The organism is Pseudomonas sp. NBRC 111119 (assembly GCF_001320125.1).
In the GTDB taxonomy this organism is placed as follows: Bacteria; Pseudomonadota; Gammaproteobacteria; order Pseudomonadales; family Pseudomonadaceae; genus Aquipseudomonas; species Aquipseudomonas parafulva.
Genome location: NZ_BCAV01000007.1, coordinates 242,138 through 267,827, shown reverse-complemented (window position 1 = coordinate 267,827; position 25,690 = coordinate 242,138). Strand labels below are relative to the sequence as shown.

Sequence of the window (25,690 nt, the reverse complement as noted above, 5' to 3'; positions counted from 1 at the left end):
TTTCCGGTTGAGTTGGGCGGAGCCGACATTTCGCCATTCTCAGCCTGTTACAGTCTTGCGAGTGGAGCTTCACCCGGAATGAATGAGCAGGCCCAAGGCGTTCAGCAACGCCATGCAGAATCGACCGCCGCCACCCTTGGCAACTGGTCGCGTCACGACACTACCTGGATGCTGGGCCTGTTCGGCACAGCCATTGGCGCCGGAACCCTGTTCCTGCCCATCAATGCCGGTTTGGGCGGCTTCTGGCCGCTGCTGGTGCTGGCCGCACTGGCCTTCCCGATGACCTATTATGCCCACCGCGGGCTGACCCGTTTCGTGCTGTCCGGGCGCAACGGCGGGGACATCACCGAGGTGGTCGAAGAACACTTCGGGATCAAGGCCGGTGCCTTGATCACCGTGCTGTACTTCTTCGCCATTTTCCCCATCCTGCTCATCTACAGTGTTGCCCTGACCAACACCGTCAGCAGCTTCATGGAGCACCAACTGCACATGGCGCCACCGCCGCGTGCCGTGCTCTCGCTGGTGCTGATCCTTGGCCTGCTGGCGATCGTGCGCTGCGGCGAGCAGGCCACGGTCCGTATCATGAGCCTGCTGGTGTACCCCTTCATCGTCGCCCTGGCGCTGCTGGGCCTGTACCTGGTGCCGCACTGGACGGGCGGCATCCTCGACAGCGCCCACCAGGTGCCGAGCGGGTCGGCGTTCTTGCACACCGTTTGGCTGGCCATACCGGTGATGGTGTTCTCGTTCAACCATTCACCGATCATCTCGGCCTTCGCCGTCGACCAGAAGCGCCGTTACGGTGAGCATGCCGACGCCCGCAGCGGCCAGATCCTGGCACGTGCCCACCTGCTGATGGTGGCGATGGTGCTGTTCTTCGTGTTCAGCTGCGTATTGACCCTCGACAGCGCACAGTTGGCCGAAGCCAAGGCCCAGAACCTGTCTATTCTGTCGTACCTGGCCAACCACTTCAGCAACCCGACCATTGCGTTCGCGGCACCACTGATTGCCTTCATTGCCATCGCCAAGTCGTTCCTGGGGCACTACATCGGCGCCAGCGAAGGCCTGAAAGGCATCTTCGCCAAGTCGGGTGCGCGCCTGGGCAGCACGGCGCTGGACCGTGTGGTGGCCGCACTGATGCTGGTGGTGTGCTGGATCGTTGCCACGCTCAACCCGAGCATTCTCGGCATGATCGAGTCGTGGGGCGGCCCGGTGATCGCCGTGCTGCTGTTCCTGATGCCGATGTACGCCATCCGCCGCGTGCCTTCCATGCGCAAGTACAGTGGGGCGTTGTCCAACGTGTTTGTCACGGTCATCGGCCTGGTGGCGCTCACCTCGGTGGTGTACGGCCTGCTGGGCTAACCAGCACGCTGTAACCGTGCCTGGGCTGCGACAAGCGGCCCGGGCATTTTTTTGCCCGTACCCTTTGTGCGGCTATCGAACATTTTCAAGCCAACCCATAGGCACTCGGCTGCCTTCATGCTTAACTCACTGTCCTTTACACACCCTCCACAAAGGATTTCGTCATGGCTCAAGTGACTCTCAAAGGTAACCCGGTCCAGGTCAACGGCAACCTGCCACAAACTGGTGCCCAGGCGCCGGCGTTCTCCCTGGTCGGCGAAGGCCTGGCTGACAAGTCGCTGAAAGACTACGCTGGTCAGCGCAAGGTGCTGAACATCTTCCCAAGCGTTGACACGCCAACCTGCGCGACCTCGGTGCGCAAGTTCAACCAACAGGCCAATGACCTGAACAACACCGTTGTACTGTGCATTTCCGCCGACCTGCCATTCGCCCAGGCGCGCTTCTGCGGTGCCGAGGGCCTGGAAAACGTGAAGAACCTGTCGACCTTGCGTGGCCGCGAGTTCCTGGAGCAGTACGGCGTAGCCATCGCTGACGGCCCGCTGGCCGGCCTGGCCGCCCGCGCTGTGGTGGTGCTGGATGAAAATGACAAGGTGCTGCACAGCGAGCTGGTTGCCGAAATCGGCAACGAACCCAACTACGAGGCCGCGCTGGCTGCCCTGAAGTAAGGGGCAGGGCAGGGTGGCTGCGCTTGTGCTGCCACCCTGCGCCACACGCAACACCCTGTAACGGCCCGGAACGCTTTCCGGGCCGTTTTCATTTAAAGTTCAGGGCCTTGCCAACGTCAGGCAAAGGTAAACCTCTGGTAAAGGCCCTTTGCTTAGCCGTCGATAGTGCTTATCGTTCATCCTCTCCAAGTCGTCACTCCGAACAAGGCTCGTTCAACCCATGCAAGCGCCCAAATCCCGCTCCTCCCGTCGCTGGCTCGTCGGCCTGCTGATCGTGTTGCTGATCGCAGCCCTGGCTTGGTGGCTCTGGCCAGCCTCGAGCGCGCCCGGTAAAGACGCCGGTCGGCAGGGCGGGCGCCCTGGCTTCGGTGGTTCCAGCGACCCGGTACCGGTACGTGTCGAACCCGTCAAAGTGGGTGATTTCCCGCTGTACTACAAAGCGTTGGGCACGGTAACGGCCACGAATACGGTCAACGTGCGCAGCCGCGTGGCCGGGGAGCTGGTGAAGATTCATTTCAAGGAAGGGCAGCACGTCAAGGCAGGCGACCTGCTGGCCGAGATCGACCCGCGCCCCTACCGCATTGCCCTGCAACAAGCCGAAGGTACGCTGGCGCAAAACCAGGCCCAGTTGCAGAACGCCCAGGTTGACCTGGCCCGCTACAAGGGCCTGTTCGCCGAGGACAGCATCGCCAAGCAGACGCTCGATACCGCTCAGGCACAAGTGGCGCAGTTCCAGGGCTTGGTCAAGACCAACCAGGCGCAGGTCAATGACGCCCGGCTGAACCTCGACTTCACCCAGATTCGCGCGCCCATCAGTGGCCGCGTCGGCCTGCGCCAGCTCGACCTCGGCAACCTCGTGGCGGCCAACGACTCCACCGCGCTGGTCATCATCACCCAGACCGAGCCGATCAACGTCGCGTTCACCTTGCCTGAAACCGAGCTGGGCACGGTGCTGGAGCGCTACCGCAGCGGCGCCAGCCTGCCCGTGGAGGCTTGGGACCGCAGTGACAGCAAGCTGCAGGCTACCGGTGTGCTGGGCAGCATCGACAACCAGATCGACACTACCACTGGCACCTTGAAGTTCAAGGGCCGCTTCCAGAACAAGGACATGGCCCTGTTCCCCAACCAGTTCGTCAACGTGCGCTTGCTGGCCGACACACTCAAGCAAGTGGTAATGGCGCCTGCCGCGGCCATTCAGTTTGGCACCGACGGCACGTTTGCCTATGTGGTCAATGCCGAGAACACCGTGAACATCCGCAAGCTGAAAGTGGGCCCCAGCGACGGCGAGAACAGCGTGGTGCTCGAAGGCCTCGCCGCCGGGGACCGGTTGGTGCTGGAGGGCACCGACCGCCTGCGTGAAGGCACCAAGGTGGATGTGGTCGACGACAGCGCCAAGGTACCGGCCACGCCTGGCCAGCACCTGCAGGGCCAGGACACCAAGGGTTCGGCGCAGTCCGCTGACACGGCAGGCAAGGCGGGCGCATGAACCTCTCGCGCCTGTTCATCCTGCGGCCGGTCGCCACCACCCTGAGCATGCTGGCCATCGTGCTGGCCGGTTTGATTGCCTACCGCCTGCTGCCGGTGTCTGCCTTGCCGCAAGTGGATTACCCCACCATCAGGGTCATGACGCTGTACCCTGGCGCCAGCCCACAGGTGATGACCAGCGCGGTCACCGCACCGCTGGAACGGCAGTTCGGCCAGATGCCGGGCCTTGAGCAAATGGCGTCGACCAGCTCCGGTGGCGCTTCGGTGCTTACCCTGCGCTTCAACCTGGACATGAACATGGACGTCGCCGAGCAACAGGTGCAGGCGGCCATCAACGCGGCCAGCAACCTACTACCGAGCGACCTGCCGGCACCGCCGGTGTACAACAAGGTCAACCCCGCCGACACCCCGGTGCTGACCCTGGCCATTTCCAGCAAGACCATGCCGCTGCCCAAGCTGAACGACCTGGTCGATACCCGCGTCGCGCAAAAGCTGGCGCAGATCAGCGGGGTGGGCATGGTGAGCATCGCCGGTGGCCAGCGCCAGGCTGTGCGCATCAAGGTCAACGTCGATGCCCTGGCTGCCAACGGGCTCAACCTGGAAGACGTGCGCACCCTCATTGGCGCCTCCAACGTCAACCAGCCCAAAGGCAACTTTGACGGCCCTACGCGGGTGTCCATGCTCGACGCCAACGACCAGCTGCGCTCGCCCGCCGAATACGCCAACCTTATCCTCACGTACAAGAACGGCGCGCCCCTGCGCCTGAAAGACGTCGCCGAAATCGTCGACGGCGCCGAAAACGAGCGCCTGGCCGCCTGGGCTAACGAAAACCACGCGGTGCTGCTGAACATTCAGCGCCAGCCCGGTGCCAACGTGATCGAGGTGGTGGACCGCATCAAGAGCCTGCTGCCGTCGATCACCGACAACCTGCCTGCCGGCCTGGACGTGTCAGTGCTCACCGACCGCACCCAGACGATCCGCGCCGCCGTGCGCGACGTGCAGCATGAACTGCTGATCGCCATCGCCCTGGTGGTGATGGTGACGTTCCTGTTCCTGCGCCGGGTCAGCGCAACCCTCATCCCGTCGATTGCAGTGCCGTTGTCGCTGGTCGGCACCTTCGGGGTCATGTACCTGGCAGGGTTCTCGGTGAACAACCTCACCCTGATGGCCCTGACCATCGCCACCGGCTTTGTGGTGGATGATGCCATCGTCATGCTGGAGAACATTTCCCGGCACATCGAAGAAGGCGAAACGCCGATGCAGGCGGCCCTGAAGGGTGCCCGGCAGATCGGCTTCACCCTCATTTCCCTGACCTTCTCGCTGATTGCCGTGCTCATCCCGCTGCTGTTCATGGCCGATGTGGTGGGCCGCCTGTTCCGGGAATTCGCCATCACCCTGGCAGTGGCAATCCTGATTTCCCTCGTGGTGTCGCTAACCCTCACCCCGATGATGTGCGCACGGCTGCTGAAGCGCGAGCCCACGCCCGAGGAGCAGGGGCGCTTCTACCGTGCCAGCGGCGCCTGGATCGACTGGCTGATCAAGCACTACGGCAATGCCCTGCAATGGGTGCTCAAGCGCCAGCCGCTGACCGTGCTGGTGGCCGTGGCGAGCCTGGCGCTCACCGTGATCCTGTATATGGTGGTGCCCAAGGGCTTCTTCCCGGTGCAGGACACCGGCGTTATCCAGGGTATCTCCGAGGCGCCACAGTCCACCTCGTTCGCCGCCATGAGCGAGCGGCAGCAAGCCTTGAGCCGGGTTATCCTGCAGGACCCTGCGGTGCAGAGCCTGTCGTCCTACATTGGCGTGGACGGCGACAACGCCACCCTCAACAGCGGCCGCTTGCTGATCAACCTCAAGCCCCACGGTGACCGTGACGTTACCGCCAGCGAGGTGATCAGCCGCCTGCAGCCCAAGCTCGACAAGCTGGTGGGCATCCGCCTGTTCATGCAGCCGGTGCAGGACCTGAGCATCGAGGACCGGGTCAGCCGTACCCAGTACCAGTTCACCCTGTCTTCACCGGATGCCGACCTGCTGGGCCAGTGGAGCGGCAAGCTGGTGCAGGCCTTGCAGCAACGCCCGGAACTGGCCGACGTGGCCAGCGACCTGCAGGACCAAGGCCTGCAGGTGTACCTGGTCATAGACCGGGACCTGGCCAGCCGCCTGGGCGTAAGCGTGTCGCAGATCACCAACGCACTGTATGACGCTTTCGGCCAGCGGCAGATTTCCACCATCTACACCCAGGCCAGCCAGTATCGGGTGGTGTTGCAGGCCGAGGACGCCGCGGTGATCGGCCCGCAGGCCCTGGAGTCGATTCACGTGAAGGCCAGCGAGGGTGGCCAGGTGCGGCTCTCGGCGCTGGCGCGCATCGAGCAACGCCAGGCACAGCTGGCCATTTCCCATATCGGCCAGTTCCCGGCGGTGACCCTGTCGTTCAACCTGGCCCATGGCGCCTCGCTAGGCGAAGCGGTGCAGGTGATCGAGCAGGTGCAACAGGCCATCGGCATGCCCTTGGGCGTGCAAACCCGTTTCCAGGGCGCCGCGCAGGCGTTCCAGGCTTCGCTGTCCAGCACCTTGCTGCTGATTCTGGCGGCGGTGGTGACCATGTACATCGTGCTGGGCGTGCTGTACGAGAGTTACATCCACCCGGTGACCATTCTTTCAACCTTGCCCTCTGCGGCGGTTGGGGCCCTGTTGGCCTTGCTGATCAGTGGCAACGACCTGGGCATGATCGCCATCATCGGCATCATCCTGCTGATCGGGATCGTCAAGAAAAACGCCATCATGATGATCGACTTCGCCCTGGAGGCGGAGCGGCATCAGGGCATGGCCCCACGGGACGCTATCTATCAAGCGGCGCTGCTGCGTTTCCGGCCCATTCTGATGACCACCCTGGCCGCGCTGTTCGGCGCAGTGCCGCTGATGCTGGCCACGGGCTCCGGCGCCGAATTGCGCCAGCCGCTGGGCTTGGTGATGGTCGGCGGGTTGCTGGTCAGCCAGGTGCTGACACTGTTCACCACGCCAGTCATCTACCTGTACTTCGACCGCCTGGCGCGCCGTTTCGGCAGGCAGCGCCCGGTGCAGGAGCCGGCATGAACGCCCTGACACCAGTGCCCGGGAGTGGCCGATGAACCTCTCTGGTCCTTTCATTCGCCGGCCAGTGGCCACCATGCTGCTGAGCCTGGCCATCATGCTGCTGGGCGCCGTGAGCTTCGGCCTGCTACCAGTGTCGCCGTTGCCGCAGATGGACTTCCCGGTAATCGTGGTGTCGGCCAACCTGCCCGGTGCCAGCCCGGAGGTGATGGCATCCACAGTCGCGACCCCGCTGGAGCGCAAGCTGGGCAGTATCGCGGGCGTCACCACGCTCACCAGCAGCTCCAACCAAGGCTCTACCCGGGTGATCATCGGTTTCGAGCTTGGGCGCGACATCGATGGCGCGGCCCGCGAAGTGCAGGCGGCCATCAATGCCACCCGCAACCTGTTGCCCAGCGGCATGCGCAGCATGCCCACCTACAAGAAGATCAACCCGTCCCAGGCACCGGTCATGGTGTTGTCGCTGACCTCGGATGTGTTGCAGAAAGGCCAGCTGTACGACTTGGCCGACACGATCCTGTCCCAGAGCCTGGCCCAGGTGCCTGGGGTAGGGGAGGTGCAGATTGGCGGCAGCTCGTTGCCGGCCGTGCGTATTTCTGTGGAGCCACAGTTGCTCAGCCAGTACGGCCTGTCGCTGGACGAGGTGCGTACTGCGGTCGCCAACGCCAACCAGCGCCGGCCCATGGGCTTCGTCGAGGATGCCGAGCGCAGTTGGCAGGTGCGCGCCAACGACCAGCTGGAGCGTGCGCAGGATTACGGGCCGGTGGTGATCCGCCAGCAGAATGGCACCCTCCTGCGGCTGTCCGATGTGGCGACCATCACCGATGGCGTGGAAAACCGCTACAACAGTGGCTTCTTCAACGATCAGAGCGCGGTACTGCTGGTGGTCAACCGCCAGGCCGGCGCGAACATCATCCAGACCGTGGACCAGATCAAGGCGCAACTGCCCGCCTTGCAGTCGCTGCTGCCGGCAAGCGTGCAACTGAACGTGGCCATGGACCGTTCACCGGTGATCAAGGCCACCCTCAAGGAGGCCGAACACACCCTGCTGATTGCCGTGGTACTGGTAATCCTTGTGGTGTACCTGTTCCTGGGTAGCCTGCGCGCTTCGCTGATCCCCAGCCTGGCGGTGCCGGTGTCCCTGGTAGGTACCTTCGCGGTGATGTACCTGTGCGGGTTCTCGCTCAACAACCTGTCACTGATGGCGCTGATCCTGGCCACTGGCCTGGTGGTGGACGATGCCATCGTGGTGCTGGAGAACATTTCCCGCCACATCGAGGGCGGCCAGCCACCGATGAAAGCGGCGTTTCTGGGGGCCAAGGAAGTCGGCTTCACGCTGCTGTCGATGAACGTGTCGCTGGTAGCCGTGTTCGTGTCCATCCTGTTCATGGGTGGCATCGTGCGCAACCTGTTCCAGGAGTTCTCGATCACCCTGGCGGCGGCGATCATGGTCTCGCTGCTGGTGTCGCTGACCCTCACCCCCATGCTCTGCGCCCGCTGGCTCAAGCCGCACCAGGCCGAGCAAACCCGCCTGCAGCGCTGGAGCGAGGCGGTGCACCAGCGCATGGTCGGCGCCTACGACCGCAGCCTGGGTTGGGCCCTGCGCCATCGCCGCCTGACCTTGCTCAGCCTGCTGGCCACCATCGGCGTGAACATCGCGCTGTACGTGGTGGTGCCCAAGACCCTGATGCCGCAACAGGACACCGGTCAGCTGATGGGCTTCATCCGGGGGGATGACGGCCTGTCGTTCAGCGTGATGCAGCCAAAGATGGAAACCTATCGCCGCGCCTTGCTCGCCGACCCGGCGGTGCAGAGCGTAGCCGGCTTTATCGGCGGCAACAGTGGCACCAACAACGCCATGGTGCTGGTGCGCCTGAAGCCCATCGGCGAGCGCAAGCTCGATGCGCAAAAGGTCATCGAGCGGCTGCGCAAGGAAATGCCCAAGGTGCCGGGCGGGCGGTTGTTCCTGATGGCCGACCAAGACCTGCAACTGGGCGGGGGCGGCAGGGACCAGAGCTCTTCCCAGTACCTGTACACCTTGCAGAGCGGCGACCTGGCTGCCCTGCGCCTGTGGTTCCCGAAGGTTGTCGCGGCGCTGCGCGCCTTGCCTGAACTGACGGCGATCGACGCCCACGACGGTGCCGGCACCCAGCAGGTGACCCTGGTGGTCGACCGGGACCAGGCCAAGCGCCTGGGCATCGACATGCAGATGGTCACCACGGTGCTGAACAACGCCTACAGCCAGCGGCAGATCTCGACCATCTACGACAGCCTCAACCAGTACCAGGTGGTGCTGGAAATAAACCCCAAGTATGCCTGGGACCCCAGCACCCTGGAGCAGGTGCAGGTCATCACTGCAAACGGCGCGCGGGTGCCGCTGTCGACCATTGCGCATTACGAGAACAGCCTGGCCAACGACCGTGTCAGCCACGAAGACCAGTTCGCCTCCGAGGACATCGCCTTCGACGTGGCCGAAGGGTTCAGCCCCGACCAGGCGCTGGCCGCCGTGGAGCGTGCCGTGGCGAAACTGGGGCTGCCAGAGGGTGTGATCGCCAAGCTGGGTGGCACTGCCGATGCCTTCGCCAAAACCCAGCAAGGCCAGCCCTTCATGATTCTCGGTGCGCTGGTGCTGGTGTACCTGGTGCTGGGCATTCTCTACGAAAGCTACATTCACCCGCTGACGATCCTGTCGACCTTGCCGTCGGCCGGCGTCGGCGCGCTGCTGGCGCTGTACCTGACCGGTGGCGAGTTCAGCCTGATCTCGCTGCTGGGGTTGTTCCTGCTGATCGGCGTGGTGAAAAAGAACGCCATCCTGATGATCGACCTGGCGCTGCAACTGGAGCGGCACCAGGGCCTGTCGCCCGAAGAGTCGATCCGCCGGGCCTGCCTGCTGCGCCTAAGGCCAATCCTCATGACCACGCTGGCCGCCATACTCGGTGCGCTGCCGTTGCTGCTGAGCCAGGCCGAAGGCGCGGAAATGCGCCAGCCCCTGGGGCTGACCATCATCGGCGGCCTGGTGTTCAGCCAGATTCTGACCCTTTACACGACGCCGGTGGTCTACCTGTACCTGGACCGCCTGCGCCACCGCTTCAACCGTTGGCGCGGTGTGCGCACCGACGCGGCACTGGAAACTCCGCTATGACTTTTGCCAAGACTCCACTGCACCGTGCCTTGCAGGTGCTGACCCGCGGGCGCGGCTCGCGCCTGCTGGGTGCCGCGTTCAGCGTGGCGCTGCTCAGCGCCTGCACCCTGGCGCCCGACTACCATCGCCCTGAACTTGCCGGCACGGCGCAATTCAAGCACGCCGACGGCTGGACCCTCGCCAAGCCTGGCGATGCCATCGCCCGGGGTGCCTGGTGGGAGATCTACGGCGACACCCGGCTCAATGCGCTGGTGGCGGAACTCAACAGCAATAACCAGAGCGTTGCCCAGGCCGAAGCCCAGTATCGCCAGGCCCAGGCCTTGGTGCGCAGCAGCCGCGCCGGCTTGTTCCCCAGCCTGAACCTGAGCGTTAACAAGAACCGCTCGGCCCAGGGCACCGGCAGTTCCAGTTCCAGCTTGTCTACCAACAGCAGCGGCATCCGCAATACCTACAACGCTCAGCTGGGCGTCAGTTGGGAGATCGACCTGTGGGGCAAGTTGCGCGAAACACTCAATGCCAACGAAGCCAGCGCCGACGCCAGCCTGGCTGACCTTGCGGCCATGCGCCTGAGCCAGCAGTCCGAGCTGGTGCAGAACTACCTGCAACTGCGGGTGATCGATGAACAGAAGCGCTTGCTGGAGGCCACCGTCGCCGCCTATGAGCGGTCGCTGCGCATGAACCAGAACCAGTACCGTGCTGGTATTGCCGGCCCCGATGCCGTGGCCCAGGCGCGTACCCAGCTCAAGAGCACTCAGGCCGACCTGATCGACCTGGCGTGGCAGCGTGCCCAGTTCGAGAACGCCATCGCTGTGTTGCTGGGCAAGACGCCAGCGCAGTTTGCCTTGGCCGATAGCAAGGACATCCCGGCCTTGCCGCAGATACCCGTGGCGTTGCCGTCACAGCTGCTCGAAAGGCGCCCCGACATCGCAGCCGCCGAGCGCAACGTGATGGCGGCCAACGCCAATATCGGCGTTTCCCGTGCCGCGTACTTCCCAGACCTGAGCCTGAGCATGAACGGCGGGTACTCCAGCAGCAGCTTCAGCAACTGGATCGAATTGCCCAACCGTTACTGGTCCGTGGGCCCGCAACTGGCGCTCACACTGTTCGATGCCGGCAAGCGCAGCGCCGAGGTCGACCGTACCGTGGCGGTGTATGACCAGACCGTGGCGCAGTACCGGCAGACGGTGCTGGACGGCTTCAAGGAGGTGGAAAACCTGCTGGTGCAGTTGAAGGTGTATGGTGACGAAGCGGTAGTGCGCCAGGAAGCCCTGGAAGCGGCCCGCGAATCCCTGCGCCTGACCGAGAACCAGTACCGCGCGGGGCTGATCGGTTACCTGGATGTGGTCAACGTACAGGCTACCGCCCTGAGCAACGAACGCAGTGCGCTGAACCTGCTGCAAGGGCGCCTGGTGGCCAGTGTGCAACTGGTGGCGGCACTGGGGGGCGGTTGGCAGGCGCAGCAGGCGTTCAGCGAGCAGGAATGACCCACCGGGCGGCCCCTTTTCGTTAGCAAAAACCCCGTGCGTTTCGCCAAAGCTTGAGTACAATCGTCAGCTTTTTCCGGGCCGCCCCGGCCCGTCTCCGGAAACTCAAATGCTGACCGCTAGCTATTCCTCTTCGCTGGTGTTGATTTCGCTGTGCGTGGCAATCCTGGCGTCCTATACCGCCCTTGACCTCACCGGCCGCATCGCCACGGCCAAAGGCCGTGCGGCTGCCTTATGGACGGCGGGCGGCGCGTTGGCCATGGGGACCGGGGTGTGGTCCATGCATTTTGTGGGCATGCTTGCCCTGAGCCTTCCGGTCGACCTGGGGTATGACTTGCCCCTGACCGCGCTGTCGCTGCTGATTGCAGTGCTGTCCTCAGGCTTTGCCCTGTGGCTGGTCAGCCAGCCACACCTGCCCTGGCTACAGCTGGCGTTCGGGGCGCTGATCATGGGCGGCGGCATTGCCAGCATGCATTACACCGGCATGGCGGCGCTGCGCATGCTGCCGGGGATCGACTACGACCCCTCACTGTTCATGGCATCGCTGCTGATTGCCGTGGTGGCGTCGGCGGCCGCGTTGTGGATCGCCTTCCGGCTGCGCAGGCAAACGCCGTATGTCAGGCAGGTTCGGGGCCTGGCGGCGGTGGTGATGGGCCTGGCGATCGTCGGCATGCACTACACCGGCATGGCCGCTGCAAGTTTCCCGGCGGGTAGCTATTGTGGCGCCTTGCCTGGTGGGCTGCAGGGCGACGGGTTGGTCTACCTGGTATTGATCCCCACCCTGGCTGTGCTGGCGGTCGCCTTGCTGACGTCGGTGCTGGATGCCCGCCTTGAAGTACGTACCGCGGAGCTGGCCAGGTCGCTGACCCTGGCCAACCAGGAGCTCACCCAACTGGCGCTGCACGACACCCTTACCGCGTTGCCTAACCGCAGCCTGTTGGCGGACCGGATCGAGCAGGCGATTGCCAAGGTGGCGGAGCAGGGCGGGTGCTTTGCGCTGATGTTCATCGACCTGGACGGTTTCAAACCGGTGAACGATGCCTTTGGCCACCACATTGGCGACTTGTTGCTCAAGGCGGTGGCCGCTCGCCTGCGCGGTCACTTGCACAGCCAGGACACCCTGGCACGTATCGGCGGCGACGAGTTCGTGCTGCTGGTGGAGCTGCAGACCCCAACCGATGCCATGGATGTGGCGGTCAAGCAGGTCAACCTGGTGTCCCGGCCCTTCCAGGTGGCCGACCACGAGCTGCAATTGTCGGCCAGTCTGGGCATTGTGCTGTACCCCGGCAATGGCCTTGACCAACACGAACTGCTGCGCAATGCGGACGCTGCCATGTACCACGCCAAGAGCGCGGGCAAGAACGGCTACAGTTTTTTCGACGTGTCGATGAACAGCAACGCCCGCCAGCAGTTGCAACTGCTGCAGGACCTGCGCCATGCCTTGGAGCGCCGGCAGTTGCGTCTGCATTATCAGCCCAAGTTCGACGCCAGGGCCTGCCAGCCGATCGGTGCCGAAGCCTTGTTGCGCTGGGAACATCCTCAACACGGCCTGCTGTTGCCCGACCGCTTCATTGGCCTCGCGGAGAAGACCGGGCTGATCTTGCCCATTGGTGAGTGGGTGCTGAATGAGGCCTGCCGGCAGATGCGCCAGTGGTTGAACGAAGGGCATGTCGGCTGGCGTATTGCGGTGAACCTGTCGGCCATCCAGTTCTGCCATGCGGGGTTGGTTGACAGCGTGGCCAGCGCCCTGGCGCGCAACCACCTGCCGGCCAACTGCCTGACCCTGGAAGTGACGGAAACCACCGCCATGCACGACGCCGACGTCAGCCTGGCCGTGCTGCGACGGCTTTCCGAGATGGGGGTAGACCTGTCTATCGACGACTTTGGTACGGGCTACTCCAGTTTGCTGTACCTCAAGCGGCTACCGGCCAACGAATTGAAGATCGACCGTGGCTTCGTTCGTGAGCTGGAGCAGGACAGCGAGGATGCGGCCATCGTTTCTGCCATTGTGGCGTTGGGCCAGGCATTAGGCCTGCGCATCGTTGCAGAAGGGGTAGAGACCGGGGGGCAGCAGGCGTTTCTTACGCGCCTGGGGTGTGATTCGCTGCAAGGGTACCTGCTGGGCCAGCCGGTGCCGGCCGAGCAGTTCATGAGCGGTTTGCAGGCCATGGGCCCGGCGCTGGCTGCGGTCGGCTAGCCTGCGTCGCGCAGTGTGAAGGCTGGCTGGAAGGCATCGATTTCGGCTTCGACCGCCTCGATGATGCGCTCGACGTCCGCTGCCGCCATGATGGCCGTGCAGGGGATGCCGGCAATGGCCAGCAGTGTGACACCGGTGCCACGGTCGAACAGCCGCGCGACCATGCTGCGAGGCGCATCCATACTGGCTTCGAAGCCAAGCGGATGGAAGTGCCAGCGCATCACCTGGCAGGCGTTGGGGAACGTCATCTTGTTCATGCCAGCCTCCTTGTCCTTGCCTGGACGATGGTGATGGGCGGCCGCGTCATTCGACCGCTGGGAAGGTAACCATAGCACTTGCACCGAGCGATTCTCGTTCACCAATATGACAAATGTATCAATGGATGACCCAGGTCACAGACGGGGATGCCGACGGCCTGAACAGCCGGCGCGGGGCAAACGTTTTCCTGGCCCAGATGCCTCGAATTCTGGGCGCCATGAGGCAGCGCTCCATTCCTCGCCCGCATGAGGTTTTCGGACAGGCGGTAGCCTCAATTCAACAGCCCTGCCGCGATGTTGATGGTGAACCCCAGGATGGCCGTGTTGAACACGAACCCCACCAACGAGTGGGCCAGCACCACCCGGCGCAGGTTGCGCCCGGCCACGCCCACGTCCGATGTTTGCACCGCCACGCTGATGGTGAAAGAGAAGTAATGGAAGTCCCAGTAGTCAGGCCTGCATTCGTTGTCGGCGAACCGCAGCGGCGGCTCGGGGTGCTGCCCGGCATAGAACAGCCGCGCATAGTGCAGGCTGAAGATGCAGCCGATCAGCAGCCAGGAGCCGGCAATCGTCAGCCCGGTGTACAGGTAGTGCACCGCCAGGGCGTCGCCGTGCAAGCCACGGCTCGAAACCAGCTGGAACGTCACTGCCACCAGGCTGGCAATGGCGGCCACGCACACGGTGAGCAACACCAGCCCGGCGTTTTCGTCCTCGGTGCGGGCCACCTTGCGTACTTTGTCCGGGCTGGCGTTCCAGCTCAACCACAGCACCAGTACCAAGTACAGCCATACCCCCAGGTTCCAGCCGGTCAGAATGCGCTGCACGCTGTCGCCGCCTGGGATCAACCAGCCACCCAGCAGGCCGACGATGGCGGCGATGGTCAGCCTGGGGTGGGTACGGGTAAGACGATGAAATGCCATGGGGCCTCGCAGGCAGTGGCTGATGAGCTTCACTCTAGACCGCCCAGAAGCTGGCGGGTTGCCAGGTTGTTTGTTGACTGGCCCCATCGCACCGCCATGCAACTCTCAGTACACTGCACGTTCCAACACCCACCATTCGTTGAACTCGAGGTTTATGCATGACGCTCAGTCCTTTGGCAGGCAAGCCGGCACCGGCCAGCGTGCTGGTTGATATCCCCCGCCTGCTCACGGCCTATTACACCGGCCGCCCGGATGCGGCCGTGGCGACCCAGCGGGTAGCCTTTGGCACCTCAGGGCACCGAGGCACCTCTTTCGAGTTGAGCTTCAACGAGTACCATGTGCTGGCGATCACCCAGGCCATCTGCCTGTATCGCCAGGAAAAGGGCATCGACGGCCCGTTGTTCATTGGCGCCGATACCCATGCCCTGTCGGCACCTGCTGCCGCCAGCGCCCTGGAGGTGCTGGCCGCCAACGGCGTGCAGGTGATGCTTTCCAAGGACGACGAGTACACCCCGACACCCGCCATCTCCCACGCCATCCTGTGCTACAACCGCGGGCGCGAGCAGGGCCTGGCCGACGGCATCGTCATTACCCCGTCGCACAACCCGCCCCAAAGCGGTGGGTTCAAGTACAACCCCACCCACGGTGGGCCCGCCGACAGCGACGTCACCAAGTGGATCGAAAACAAGGCCAATGAACTGCTGGCGGCGGACCTTGCCGGGGTCAAGCGCATTGACCATGCCCAGGCGCTGCTGGCGCCGACCACCCACCGCCACGACTATGTCAGCCATTACGTGGCCGACCTGGAGAACGTGATCGACTTCGACGTGATCCGGGCCGCCAAGCTGCGCCTGGGCGTCGACCCGCTGGGTGGGGCAGGGGTGCGCTACTGGTCGGCCATTGCCGAACACTACAAGCTCGACCTGGAAGTGGTGAACACCGAGGTAGACCCAACCTTCCGCTTCATGAGCGTGGACTGGGACGGCCAGATCCGCATGGACCCTTCCTCGCCTTACGCCATGCAGGGCCTGATCGGCCTGCGCGAGCGTTTTGACGTGGCCTTCGCCTGCGACCCGGACCACGACCGCCACGGTATCGTCACCCCTGAAGGGCTGCTGCAACCCAACAATTACCTGGCCGTGGCCATCGATTACCTGTATCGCCACCGCCCGCAATGGCGCAGCGACGCAGCGGTGGGCAAGACCGTGGTGTCCAGCGGTTTGATCGACCGTGTCACCGAGCGGCTGGGCCGTGAGCTCTACGAAGTGCCGGTGGGCTTCAAATATTTCGCCCAGGGGCTGTTCGACGGCGCGTTGGGTTTTGGTGGCGAAGAAAGCGCCGGGGCCTCGTTCCTGCGCCGCGATGGGTCGGTCTGGGCGACCGACAAGGATGGCCTGATCCCTGCGCTGCTGGCGGCTGAAATGACTGCCCGTACCGGCCGTAACCCAGGCCAGGCCTACGCGGACCTGACTGCAGCCCTCGGCAAACCTTACGCCACCCGGGTAGAGGCCAAGGCGGATGCCCGCCAGAAGGCGCTACTGAGCAAGCTGGCGCCCGAGCAGGTGAAGTCCACGGAACTGGCCGGTGAGCCGATCGTGCAGGTGCTGAGCCATGCGCCGGGCAACGGCCAGGCCATTGGTGGCCTCAAGGTGATGACCGCCAATGGCTGGTTTGCAGCACGGCCATCAGGCACTGAGGACATCTACAAGATCTACGCCGAAAGCTTCATCGATGAAGCGCACCTGCAGCGCCTGGTGCAAGAAGCCCAGGTGCTGGTGGACGCCGCCATTGCCTGACAGGTGATAAAGGGGTTGGTCCTGCTGTGCGATGTAAATTAGAATTAATCCTATTTACTTCCACTGCAGGGCCATCCCCATGATCGATGCCGCGCCGCCGCCCACGCCCAGCCTGCCTGCGTTCTACCGCGAGCATCGCGGCTGGCTGGAAAACTGGCTGCGCCGGCGCATGGGTAATGCCTGGGATGCTGCCGACCTCAGTCAGGACACCTTTCTGCGCGTACTGGCCAGCGCTCAGCCGCTTGCCGACATTCACGAACCGCGTGCCTACCTGTTGACGGTGGGCAAGCGCCTGCTCAGCAACTTCTATCAGCGCCGCAGCCTTGAACAGGCCTACCTGGATGCCCTGGCACACCTGCCCGAGCAACACGTGCCCTCGCCCGAGCAGCGCTGGGTCTTGCTGGAAACCCTGCAGGCGCTGGACGAACTGCTCGATGGCTTGAAGCCTGCGGTGCGCAAGGCGTTTCTCTGGAGCCAGCTCGAGGGCTTGGGCTATGCCGAAATCGGCGTGCGCCTTGGCGTCTGCGAGCGTTCGGTAAAGCGCTACATGGCTCAGGCCTACGAACATTGCCTGCTGGCCGAGCTGGAATGAACTCGCACCCCTCCGAAATGCGCGATGCCCTGCGTGGCGCCGCGCGCTGGCTGTCGCTGCTGGACTCGGGCAGCGCCAGCGATGCGGACCTGTTGCGCCTTGAGCAGTGGCGGGCCAGTAACCTGGCCCATGAGCACGCCTGGCAGAAGGCACTGCTGCTGCGCCAGCGCTTCAGCAGCTTGCCCGGCAGCCTGGCCATGGCAACCTTGGACCGGCCGGATGCTGGCCGCCGTGCGTTGCTCAAGCAGGCACTGGGCGTGGCGGTGCTGTTACCGTCGGCCTGGTTGATCAGCCGCGAACTGCCTATCGACGCCTGGGCCGCGGACGTACGGACCGGGGTGGGCGAACGCCGCGAATTGCGGCTGGCCGATGGCACGTCGGTGCAGTTGAACACCGACAGCGCCGTGGATGTCGACGGCCCAGCCCGGCGCATCACACTCAGGCGGGGAGAGGTGGCGGTTAAGACCCCTGGCAACCTCGACCTGCGGGTGCAGGTGCCTACCGGCCAGGTACAGCTGGGAGGCCAAGGGTTAGGCGCGGCCGATGTCTGTCTGCGCCTGCTGGACCCAGGTTGCCGAGTATCGGTGACGGGTGGCCGCGTGCGCCTGCAGCCCGGGCATGGCTCGCCCGTTGTCCTCGAAGCTGGCCAGCAGGCTACCCTGCTCGGTAGCGGGGTGGATGCCGTGACCACTGTGGAACCCTGGCTGCTGGGGTGGCGCGAGGGCGTGCTGCGTCTGGATGATCGCCGCCTGGGCGAACTGCTGGCCGAGCTGCGCCGGTATCGCCCCGGCGTGCTGCGCTGGTCACCGGCCATCGACGGGTTGCGGGTCACCGGCACCTTCCGCCTGGACGACACGGACCAGGTACTGGCCCTGCTCGCCGCCAGCCTGCCGGTGCAGGTGCAGGCCCGCACCCGTTATTGGGTCACCCTGGCCCCACGCGAAAATTCCGCATGAGGCTGTCCCCTTTTTTTCGCTCACCGGTCATTACCGGTAGAAGACCATGAAGGGGAGCTTTTTCAGATGCGTGCAGTAAAGTCCAACCGTGTGCGCCCGCTGGTGCGCGCCGTGCGTCCGTTGTTTGCCATGAGCCTGCTGCTGAGCCTGCCCACCTGGGCCGAGGAGCCCGTGCGCCGGGCTTACCAAGTACCTGCCGCCAGCCTTGGCGCGGCCTTGACCGGCTTTGCCGACCAGGCTGGCGTGAGCCTCTCGCTGGACCCTGCGCTGGTGCGTGGTTTGAACAGCGAGGGGTTGTCTGGTCGCTACAGCGTGGATGAAGGCTTCATGCACCTGCTGCGCGGCAGTGGCCTGCAACTGCTGCCGGTCGGCGAGGGCGCCTTTACCCTCATGCCGGCACCGCAAGCGGGCGCTGCCCTGGAAATCGCCCCCACCAGCATCGTCAGTGGCCTGCCCGCCGGCAACGACGCACAGCCCTATGCCGGCGGCCAGGTGGCGCGGCAGGGGGCCCAAGGCCTGCTGGGGGCGCGGGACTTCATGGAAACGCCGTTCAGCATCACCAGCTACACCAGCGACCTGGTCAAGAACCAGCAGGCGCGCACCTTGGGTGAGCTGGTCGCCAGCGACCCTTCGGTACGTACCACCAACCCGGCGGGCGGGCGCTTCGAGCAGTTCACCATTCGCGGTTTCAGCCTGTTCAACAGCGACGTGGCCTACAACGGGCTGTACGGCCTGCTGCCGACCTATTCCATCGACATGGAAATGGCCGACCGGGTGGACATCATCAAGGGCCCCAGCCAGCTGATCAACGGCATCGCCCCGCGTGGCAGCGTAGGGGGCGGCATCAACGTGCAGCCCAAGCGCGCCACCGACAAGCCCATCACCGAGTTCACCGGCAGCTATGCCTCGGCAGGCCAGGCAGGCGGCGCGGTGGACATTGGCCGGCGCTTCGGTGAAGGGCAGCAGTTTGGCGTGCGCTTCAACGGTGTGAAGCAATCGGGCGACACCGAATGGGACCACCAGAGCGTCGACCGTGAAATGGCCGTGCTGGGCCTGGATTTTCGCGGTGACCGCCTGCGGCTGTCGGCCGACCTGGGCCATACCGAGCGCGATACCGACGCCCCGCAGGAACGGGTGCTGGTAGGCGCGCGCGCCAAGGTGCCGAAGGCCAGCGATGTGCACCGCAACTACGCCCAGGCCTGGAGCAAGGCGCGTACCAACGACACCTTCGGTGCCGTGCATGCCGAGTACGACATCAGCGAATCGCTGCTGGCCTACGGCGCTGTGGGCGCGCGCAAGAGCAACCATGACTTCCTGCGCCACAACGTGTCGATCATCAACGATGCGGGCGACTTCACTGTGCAGCCACGTGACTTTACCCGTGACGAGTCGGTGCGCACGGCCATGGCCGGGTTACGCAACTGGTTCCACACCGGCCCGGTCAGCCACGAGGTGAACCTGGCCGCCACCTACTACTACATGGACTTCACCAACGATGGCGCACGCTATGCGTCGTCGCCCAGCAACCTGTACAACCCGGTCGCACTACCGGCCCCTGGCACACCCACCCGGCGCGACTCCAAGGACTACACCGAGAACCGCTTCTCGGGCGTGGCCCTGGCCGACACATTGGGCTTTTTCGACGACAACCTGCTGGTCACCCTGGGCCTGCGCTGGCAGCGCGTGCAGGTGGACGACTGGAGCGATGGTGTGAAAGGCGACACAGCCTACGACGAAGAAAAGGTCTCGCCGTCGGGCGGTGTGCTGTTGAAAGTCACCGACCAGTTGTCGTTGTACGCCAACTACATGGAGGGCTTGAGCCAGGGCAAGATCGCACCTTCGACCTCCATCAACGAAGATGAAATCTTCCCGCCGTTCACCAGCCGCCAGGTTGAAGTGGGCGCCAAATACGACCTGGGCAAGGTCGCGTTCACCGCCAGCGCGTTCCGTATCCGCCAGCCCGCCTACGAAACCAACCCCGGCTCCCGCGTGTTCGGTGCCAATGGCAAGCGCAACAACCGTGGCATCGAGCTGAGCGTGTTCGGCGAGCCGCTGGACGGGGTTCGGTTGCTGGGCGGTGTGATGTACATCGACAGCGAACTGACCGATACCGTGGGCGGCGCCTATGACGGCAACCGCGCCCCCGCCACTCCGGAATACAACGTCAACCTGGGCGCCGAATGGGACGTACCGGGGGTGGACGGCCTGACGCTGACAGCGCGCGGCACCCACTCCAGCTCCCAGTACCTGGACCAGAACAACAGCAAGAAGATCGACGGCTGGGAGCGCTACGACCTGGGTGCCCGCTATGCCTTCAAGGTGGACGCCACGCAGGTCACCCTGCGCGCCAGTGTCGAGAACGTGCTGGACGACCGCTACTGGAGCTCGGCCGGTGCGCCCGATGACGCCGAGCCGGGGCTCACCTTGTCCACCCCGCGCACCTACCTGCTGTCGGCCACCGTGGGTTTCTGAGCCCCGGCGGCTGCTAGGCCGGGTCGGGAATGACGGCGATCACGTCGATCTCCATCAGCCACTCGGCCTGGGCAAGCCCAGCAACCACCAGGCCGGTGGAAATGGGGAACACCCCCTTCAGCCATTTGCCGACTTCCCTGTACACCGGCTCGCGGAAACGCGGGTCGGTGATGTAGGTGGTGGTCTTGACGATGTGCGACAGGTCGGAACCGGCTTCTTCCAGCAATTGCTTGACGTTCTTCATGGCTTGCTCGGCCTGCGCCCGGGGGTCGCCCAGGCCTACCAGGTTACCTTCGAAGTCGGTGCCTACCTGGCCGCGAACATAGACCGTGTTGCCGGCGCGCACCGCCTGGCACAGGTCGTTGTCCAGGGTCTGGTTGGGGTAGGTGACCTTGGTGTTGAACATGCGGATGCGGGTGTGGGTAGGCATCAGTGGGCTCCTAGGGTGCTGACGGTGCTGAGCTTGGGGTGTGGCTGGTCATCAGCGGCGCGCTGCTCGCGGTCGCGGTAGGCCAGGTAGGTGCGCTGGGTGGCGATGTGGCCAGCGACGTGCTTGGCGTCGTGCCATACGCCCCAGATGAACGAGGAGCCACGGCGCGACAACCAGGGCAGGCCGAGGAAGTACACGCCGGGCTCGCGGGCGACACCGCGCTGGTGCTGGGGCTTGCCGTTGGCATCGAAGGTGTCCACCTGCAGCCAGCTGAAGTCCACGCCGTAGCCGGTCGCCCAGATAATGGTGGCCACACCGGCCTCGGCCAGGTCCAGTTGGCGCAGCGGGGTGCGCATGCAGGCCGGGTCGGGCAGGCGTTTGCGGGCGTCGGGCTCTTCGGGCAGGTCCAGGCCGTTGCGCGCTACGTAGGCATCGGCAGCGTCGAGCAGGGCCAGGTAATTCTCGTCGCCGCGGTTGATGTTCTCTACAAGGTTGTCCTGGAAGTGCGCTACGCCATCGCTGAACGACTGGGTCAGGCCGACCAGGGTCATGCCCTGGTGGGCAAGGGCGCGAAAATCGACGGTATGGCCGCCACGGGCACCACTCACCGCGATAGTGACGTGTTCGCGCCCAGGCTTGGCGATTTCGGCATCCCATTCGCCCAGCACCCCCAGCCACCAGCAGAAGTCGCGGTTGCGGTAGGCGCGCGGTGGGCGGTCATGGGCCCCCACCGACAGGTACACCTGGCGCCCGGCGCGCATCAGTTCTTCGGCAATCTGCACCCCGGACGACCCGGCGCCCACCACCAGCACGGCACCTTCAGGCAGTTGCTGCGGGTTGAAGTAGGCCGCCGAGTGGATCTGATGCAGGTTGGTGTCCTTGGGGGCGATGGCCGGGATCACTGGCTTCTGGAACGGCCCGGTGGCAGCCACCACCCGGTTGGCGCGGATCACGCCCTCGTTGGTTTCGATGGTGAAGCCGGGGCGGTCGCTGTTGCGCACTACCTTGCGCACCTCGATGCCGGTGCGCACCGGCAGGTTGTACTTGCGTACGTAGTGTTCGAAGTAGTCGGCTACCTGGTCCTTGCCGGCAAAGGCATCAGCGTCCATGTCGAACGCCAGGCCCGGGAAGCGGTCGTGCCATACCGGGCCGTTGGCCACCAGCGAATCCCAGCGGCCGGTGCGCCAGGCTTCGGCGATGCGGTTGCGTTCCAGTACCAGGTGCGGCACGCCCAGCTTGCTCAGGTGTTCGCTCATGGCCACACCGGCCTGGCCGGCGCCGACGACGAGGGTGTCGATTTCGAGGTTGTTCAGTGTCATGTCCGAGCCCTTGTTCAGGCGGTTTTTGTCAGGTCGGTTGGAAGACCGCCGTTTACCTGGGGCCAGACTAGGGATGCCCGGACAATGGCGAAAATAGTATTTAGCTGGTGCTTGCCGACAAATTGGCGAAGGCCCCGGCGGGCCGGGGGTGCACAGTGCATGGCGGCCGTTCGGGCGTGCCAGCGGGGGGGCGAAGGGTTAGTTTTTTGTTGCTCAAGGCCTCGGAAAAAGGTGGTTTCCTGGGCCTCGGGCTTGCTCGCAGAATGCCTTCCAACCGCATAGCACAACAGGATCCATGCCATGACCTTCTCCATCATCGGGCGCTGCCAGGAAACCGGCCAGGTCGGTATCGCCATCAGTTCTTCCAGCATCGCGGTCGGTGCCCGCTGCCCCTGGGTCAGGGCTGGGGTAGGCGCGGTTGCTACGCAGAACGTCACCTTGCCGGCCCTCGGGTCGCAGATTCTCGACGCCCTTGAGCGCGGGCAACTGCCCCCGGCCACCGCCCTGGACCAGGTGCTGAGCGCCAATGGCTGGAGTGAGTATCGCCAGGTGACGGTGATCGACAGCCACGGCCAGGTGGCGCTGTTCACCGGGCGTGAAGCCCTTGGCACCCATCATGCCGTGGCCGGGGAGCAGTGCGCGGCAGCCGGTAACCTGTTGGCCTCGGCCGCCGTGATAGAGGCCATGGTGCAGGCATTCGAGCAGGCCAGCGGGCACCTGGCTGACCGCCTGCTGGACGCCATGCACGCGGCGATGGCGGCAGGCGGTGAAGCCGGGCCGGTCCATTCTGCCGCGCTCAAGGTTGCCGGCGAGCTGACCTGGCCGCTGGTGGACCTGCGGGTAGACTGGGCCGACAACGACCCCATCGGCGCCCTGCAGGGCTTGTGGCAGGCCTATCGCCCGCAGATGCAAGACTATGTGACCCGCGCCCTGGACCCGACCGCAGCCCCCAGCTACGGGGTGGCGGGCGATGAGTGAGTTCGCCAGCCGCGCGCTGTTGGCCCGGTTGGTGGGCTTTGCCACGGTCAGCCGCGACTCCAACCTGGACCTGATTGGCTTCGTGCGCGACTACCTGGCCAGACTGGGCGTTGCCAGTGAGCTGTTCCTCAACACAGAGGGCACCAAGGCTAACCTGTTCGCCACCATCGGCCCCACAGACGTCGCGGGTATCGTGCTGTCGGGGCATACCGACGTGGTGCCGGTCGATGGCCAGGCCTGGACGGTGGCACCGTTCGCGCTCAGCGAGCACGACGGCCGGCTTTATGGACGGGGCACCGCCGACATGAAAGGCTTCATCGCCTCGGTGCTGGCGGCTGTCCCGGCATTGCTGGCCGAGCCGCTGCGCATGCCTGTGCACCTGGCGTTTTCCTATGACGAAGAGGTGGGCTGCCTGGGGGTGCGCTCCATGCTGGCCGCCCTTGAACAGCGCCCGCTCAAGCCTCGGCTATGCCTGATCGGCGAGCCTACCGAACTCAAGCCGGTGCTTGGGCACAAGGGCAAGCTGGCCGTGCGCTGCCAGGTGCAGGGTGCAGCCTGCCACTCGGCGTACGCTCCGTACGGGGTCAATGCCATCGAATATGCGGCCAAGCTGATTGGCAAACTGGGTGACTTGGGTGAGGCGCTGGCCAGCCCCGAACGGCATGACTGCCGTTTCGACCCGCCGTTCTCCACGGTGCAGACCGGCGTGATCAAAGGGGGCACGGCGCTCAATATCGTGCCGGCGCATTGCGAGTTCGATTTCGAAGTGCGGGCCTTGCCAGGCTTCGATGCCGCCACGGTAGCCAGCGAGTTGCAGCAGTATGCCGACGCCGAGTTGCTGCCACGGATGCGCAAGGTCAACCGCGAGAGCGCTATCCGCTTGCAACCCTTGAGTGCCTACCCTGGGCTGGCGACCCCGGCAGACAGCGAGGCGGCGCAGTTGCTGGCGTTGCTCAGTGGCTCGGAGGCTTTCGGTACGGTGGCATTTGGCACGGAAGGAGGGCTGTTCGACCAGGCCGGTATCCCGACCGTGGTGTGTGGCCCTGGTAGCATGGACCAGGGCCACAAGCCCGACGAGTTCGTCAGCGTCGAGCAGTTGCGGGCGTGTGACGCGATGTTGGCCAGGCTGGTGGCCTACCTGCGCCAGGTGCCTGTCAGAAGCTGGCCTTGACCTGCAGCCCGACCACCAGGGCGTTGTCGATGGCTTTGCCAGAGAACGCGCCTGGCTCGATGATGTACTGCACATCCGGCCGCAGGTTCAGCCACGGCGTGGCCTGGTAGCCGTAACTCAGCTCGATCAACTGCTCGGCGCTGTCGATGTCCGGGTAGGGGCGCCCGGCATCGAAGGCAGCCGCTTGCTGGACGTCCCGGCTGCGTGGGTTGGGCACTGCACGGCCGTAGCCCAGGGCCACGGTATCCCGCGGGCGCCCCTGGAACGGTTGATACAACACCACGCCTGCGCCATACCACTTGGTGAAGGGCGAGGCCGCCTTGCTGGACGCCGAGTACTGGCCAAACGCATGCAGGCTGCGCCCTGGCAGGCCAAGGTCGTTCCACACGGCCTGGTCGATCAGCAGGTAATGGCCGCCGCGGCCCGCCACCTGCCTGTCGCTGCCGATACGCTTGGCGTCGGAGCTGTCGTAGTAGTAACCCAGCTTGTACTCGCCGGGCAGCTCGCCCTGAAGCTTGTAGACCAGCTCAACCGGGACCACGGTGCCAGTAGTGTGCTTGGGCCCCAGGTGCCAGGCCCGGCTGGAATTGCCGTTGCTTTCCGGGTCGACGTTGAAGGCGGCAACCCGCAGTTGCCAGGCGGGCGACAGGTCGTACTTCACGCGCACGCCAAGGCGGGCGTTGGGGTAGTTGGTCCAGCCGCTACCACCGGACATGTTCAGCGGGTGGCCGCAGAAACCGGCATTCATGAAGTTGCACAAAATGCCACTGTCCAGGCCGCCCAGGTCGTTGCCCATGGCCATGTAGCCAAGCTTCACGTTCAGCGCCGGGGTGAACAGGGTGCGCTCGTAGCTCAGTTCGGTCAGGCGGGTGTAGAGGCCGCCGTAGTTTTCCTGAATCGGCAGTCGGTTGCCTACCAGGTCTTCGGAGGCGCTGTTGCCCCGGCGATCGTTGATGGTCAGCTGCACCTTACCGCCATTGACCAGGCCATACAGCTTGGACAGGTCAAACTGGACGCCCAGTTTGACGTTTTGCGAGTAACGCGCCGAGCGGTGCAGGCCGCCGTGAGCGTTGTAGGCGGTTTCACCGCTGTAGTCGGCGGTGAAGCGGATGCCGTCTGCCTCAAGCTGATGGCGCAGGCCGCCCCAGTCGCCTGTTAGCGTGCTGCGGGTCATCAGGTCGCCGTCAGCGAGGGCAGGGGTGCTGGCCAGGGCCAGCAGCAAAGCAGGAGTCATGCGGGTTGCGGATAGCATTGCGGGGGTCTCGGGGAGTCTTTCAGGGCCTCTTGGCGGGTAAAACCGCCCTCACACAGGCAGGTAGCACACCCGCCTGTACAAGCCGGCGCACCGGGCCGGCTGTGGGGTTGGGGGCGCCTGCT

18 protein-coding genes are annotated in these 25,690 nt (G+C 64.7%); 13 read left to right on the top strand and 5 right to left on the bottom strand.

What is annotated here, in order from left to right; genetic code table 11:
- Window positions 1-78: 78 nt before the first annotated feature.
- The 7 genes from APH25_RS03950 to APH25_RS03920 all read left to right on the top strand — a co-directional run bounded on the left by APH25_RS03950 (window position 79) and on the right by APH25_RS03920 (window position 13,422).
- Complete coding sequence (locus APH25_RS03950) at window positions 79-1,359, top strand: serine/threonine transporter (RefSeq protein WP_060481122.1); 1,281 nt, start codon at window positions 79-81, stop codon at window positions 1,357-1,359.
- A gap of 164 nt (window positions 1,360-1,523) precedes the next feature.
- Window positions 1,524-2,024, top strand: coding sequence for a thiol peroxidase (gene tpx / locus APH25_RS03945; RefSeq protein ID WP_028633820.1), 501 nt, complete (start codon window positions 1,524-1,526; stop codon window positions 2,022-2,024).
- Between the two features lie 220 nt (window positions 2,025-2,244).
- Window positions 2,245-3,510 (top strand): MdtA/MuxA family multidrug efflux RND transporter periplasmic adaptor subunit, encoded by a 1,266-nt coding sequence (locus tag APH25_RS03940; RefSeq protein ID WP_060481121.1) that lies wholly within the window; start codon window positions 2,245-2,247, stop codon window positions 3,508-3,510.
- Window positions 3,507-6,602 (top strand): MdtB/MuxB family multidrug efflux RND transporter permease subunit, encoded by a 3,096-nt coding sequence (locus tag APH25_RS03935; protein ID WP_060481120.1) that lies wholly within the window; start codon window positions 3,507-3,509, stop codon window positions 6,600-6,602. Before APH25_RS03940 ends, APH25_RS03935 begins: the two co-directional genes overlap by 4 nt.
- Window positions 6,603-6,633: 31 nt before the next feature.
- Entirely contained in the window at window positions 6,634-9,741 is a 3,108-nt protein-coding gene (locus APH25_RS03930) for an efflux RND transporter permease subunit (RefSeq protein WP_060481119.1), read from the top strand.
- Entirely contained in the window at window positions 9,738-11,225 is a 1,488-nt protein-coding gene (locus APH25_RS03925; protein ID WP_060481118.1) for an efflux transporter outer membrane subunit, read from the top strand. The genes APH25_RS03930 and APH25_RS03925 overlap by 4 nt, the downstream gene beginning before the upstream one ends.
- A gap of 109 nt (window positions 11,226-11,334) precedes the next feature.
- Window positions 11,335-13,422, top strand: coding sequence for a bifunctional diguanylate cyclase/phosphodiesterase (locus tag APH25_RS03920; protein WP_060481117.1), 2,088 nt, complete (start codon window positions 11,335-11,337; stop codon window positions 13,420-13,422).
- Here the strand turns inward: APH25_RS03920 and APH25_RS03915 are convergent.
- Both APH25_RS03915 and APH25_RS03910 read right to left on the bottom strand, forming a co-directional pair.
- On the bottom strand, window positions 13,419-13,679 hold the full coding sequence (locus APH25_RS03915; protein WP_028633826.1) for a DUF1652 domain-containing protein: 261 nt from the start codon (window positions 13,677-13,679) through the stop codon (window positions 13,419-13,421). The two genes, APH25_RS03920 and APH25_RS03915, sit on opposite strands and share 4 nt — an antisense overlap.
- A gap of 272 nt (window positions 13,680-13,951) precedes the next feature.
- Complete coding sequence (locus APH25_RS03910) at window positions 13,952-14,599, bottom strand: DUF1345 domain-containing protein (RefSeq protein WP_028633827.1); 648 nt, start codon at window positions 14,597-14,599, stop codon at window positions 13,952-13,954.
- 158 nt (window positions 14,600-14,757) lie between these two features.
- On the opposite strand from APH25_RS03910, the gene pgm reads away from it, so the two are divergent.
- The 4 genes from pgm (at window position 14,758) to APH25_RS03890 (ending at window position 20,415) form a co-directional block, all read left to right on the top strand.
- Window positions 14,758-16,395: a phosphoglucomutase (alpha-D-glucose-1,6-bisphosphate-dependent) gene (pgm, locus tag APH25_RS03905; RefSeq protein WP_060481116.1), complete on the top strand. Its 1,638-nt coding sequence runs from the start codon at window positions 14,758-14,760 to the stop codon at window positions 16,393-16,395.
- Between the two features lie 79 nt (window positions 16,396-16,474).
- Window positions 16,475-16,987, top strand: coding sequence for a sigma-70 family RNA polymerase sigma factor (locus APH25_RS03900; protein WP_060481115.1), 513 nt, complete (start codon window positions 16,475-16,477; stop codon window positions 16,985-16,987).
- Window positions 16,984-17,943: a FecR domain-containing protein gene (locus tag APH25_RS03895; protein ID WP_060481114.1), complete on the top strand. Its 960-nt coding sequence runs from the start codon at window positions 16,984-16,986 to the stop codon at window positions 17,941-17,943. The genes APH25_RS03900 and APH25_RS03895 overlap by 4 nt, the downstream gene beginning before the upstream one ends.
- A 66-nt stretch (window positions 17,944-18,009) precedes the next feature.
- Complete coding sequence (locus APH25_RS03890) at window positions 18,010-20,415, top strand: TonB-dependent receptor (protein ID WP_060481113.1); 2,406 nt, start codon at window positions 18,010-18,012, stop codon at window positions 20,413-20,415.
- A 13-nt stretch (window positions 20,416-20,428) separates the two neighbouring features.
- Here APH25_RS03890 and APH25_RS03885 read toward each other — a convergent pair whose 3' ends face one another.
- Together APH25_RS03885 and APH25_RS03880 are read right to left on the bottom strand one after the other, a co-directional pair.
- Window positions 20,429-20,845, bottom strand: a complete 417-nt coding sequence (locus APH25_RS03885; RefSeq protein WP_028633832.1) for a RidA family protein — start codon at window positions 20,843-20,845, stop codon at window positions 20,429-20,431.
- Window positions 20,845-22,164 carry an NAD(P)/FAD-dependent oxidoreductase gene (locus tag APH25_RS03880; RefSeq protein ID WP_028633833.1) on the bottom strand — a complete coding sequence of 440 codons (1,320 nt, stop codon included), beginning with the start codon at window positions 22,162-22,164 and terminating at the stop codon, window positions 20,845-20,847. Before APH25_RS03880 ends, APH25_RS03885 begins: the two co-directional genes overlap by 1 nt.
- 300 nt (window positions 22,165-22,464) lie before the next feature.
- On the opposite strand from APH25_RS03880, the gene APH25_RS03870 reads away from it, so the two are divergent.
- Complete coding sequence (locus APH25_RS03870; protein ID WP_060481111.1) at window positions 22,465-23,142, top strand: DUF1028 domain-containing protein; 678 nt, start codon at window positions 22,465-22,467, stop codon at window positions 23,140-23,142.
- Window positions 23,135-24,313, top strand: coding sequence for an acetylornithine deacetylase (gene argE, locus APH25_RS03865; RefSeq protein WP_060481110.1), 1,179 nt, complete (start codon window positions 23,135-23,137; stop codon window positions 24,311-24,313). The genes APH25_RS03870 and argE overlap by 8 nt, the downstream gene beginning before the upstream one ends.
- Here argE and APH25_RS03860 read toward each other — a convergent pair.
- Complete coding sequence (locus APH25_RS03860; RefSeq protein WP_060481109.1) at window positions 24,297-25,565, bottom strand: carbohydrate porin; 1,269 nt, start codon at window positions 25,563-25,565, stop codon at window positions 24,297-24,299. The genes argE and APH25_RS03860 overlap by 17 nt on opposite strands.
- Window positions 25,566-25,690: the final 125 nt, after the last annotated feature.

Excerpts from the sequence above, each read along its gene's own strand:
- tpx (WP_028633820.1), top strand. The coding sequence starts at position 1,524 with ATGGCTCAAGTGACTCTCAAAGGTAACCCGGTCCAGGTCAACGGCAAC.
- APH25_RS03895 (WP_060481114.1), top strand. The coding sequence starts at position 16,984 with ATGAACTCGCACCCCTCCGAAATGCGCGATGCCCTGCGTGGCGCCGCG.
- pgm (WP_060481116.1), top strand. The coding sequence starts at position 14,758 with ATGACGCTCAGTCCTTTGGCAGGCAAGCCGGCACCGGCCAGCGTGCTG.
- APH25_RS03940 (WP_060481121.1), top strand. The coding sequence starts at position 2,245 with ATGCAAGCGCCCAAATCCCGCTCCTCCCGTCGCTGGCTCGTCGGCCTG.
- APH25_RS03880 (WP_028633833.1), bottom strand. The coding sequence starts at position 22,164 with ATGACACTGAACAACCTCGAAATCGACACCCTCGTCGTCGGCGCCGGC.
- APH25_RS03890 (WP_060481113.1), top strand. The coding sequence starts at position 18,010 with ATGCGTGCAGTAAAGTCCAACCGTGTGCGCCCGCTGGTGCGCGCCGTG.
- APH25_RS03885 (WP_028633832.1), bottom strand. The coding sequence starts at position 20,845 with ATGCCTACCCACACCCGCATCCGCATGTTCAACACCAAGGTCACCTAC.
- APH25_RS03870 (WP_060481111.1), top strand. The coding sequence starts at position 22,465 with ATGACCTTCTCCATCATCGGGCGCTGCCAGGAAACCGGCCAGGTCGGT.
- APH25_RS03915 (WP_028633826.1), bottom strand. The coding sequence starts at position 13,679 with ATGAACAAGATGACGTTCCCCAACGCCTGCCAGGTGATGCGCTGGCAC.
- APH25_RS03950 (WP_060481122.1), top strand. The coding sequence starts at position 79 with ATGAATGAGCAGGCCCAAGGCGTTCAGCAACGCCATGCAGAATCGACC.
- APH25_RS03935 (WP_060481120.1), top strand. The coding sequence starts at position 3,507 with ATGAACCTCTCGCGCCTGTTCATCCTGCGGCCGGTCGCCACCACCCTG.
- APH25_RS03860 (WP_060481109.1), bottom strand. The coding sequence starts at position 25,565 with ATGCTATCCGCAACCCGCATGACTCCTGCTTTGCTGCTGGCCCTGGCC.
- argE (WP_060481110.1), top strand. The coding sequence starts at position 23,135 with ATGAGTGAGTTCGCCAGCCGCGCGCTGTTGGCCCGGTTGGTGGGCTTT.
- APH25_RS03925 (WP_060481118.1), top strand. The coding sequence starts at position 9,738 with ATGACTTTTGCCAAGACTCCACTGCACCGTGCCTTGCAGGTGCTGACC.
- APH25_RS03920 (WP_060481117.1), top strand. The coding sequence starts at position 11,335 with ATGCTGACCGCTAGCTATTCCTCTTCGCTGGTGTTGATTTCGCTGTGC.
- APH25_RS03930 (WP_060481119.1), top strand. The coding sequence starts at position 6,634 with ATGAACCTCTCTGGTCCTTTCATTCGCCGGCCAGTGGCCACCATGCTG.
- APH25_RS03910 (WP_028633827.1), bottom strand. The coding sequence starts at position 14,599 with ATGGCATTTCATCGTCTTACCCGTACCCACCCCAGGCTGACCATCGCC.
- APH25_RS03900 (WP_060481115.1), top strand. The coding sequence starts at position 16,475 with ATGATCGATGCCGCGCCGCCGCCCACGCCCAGCCTGCCTGCGTTCTAC.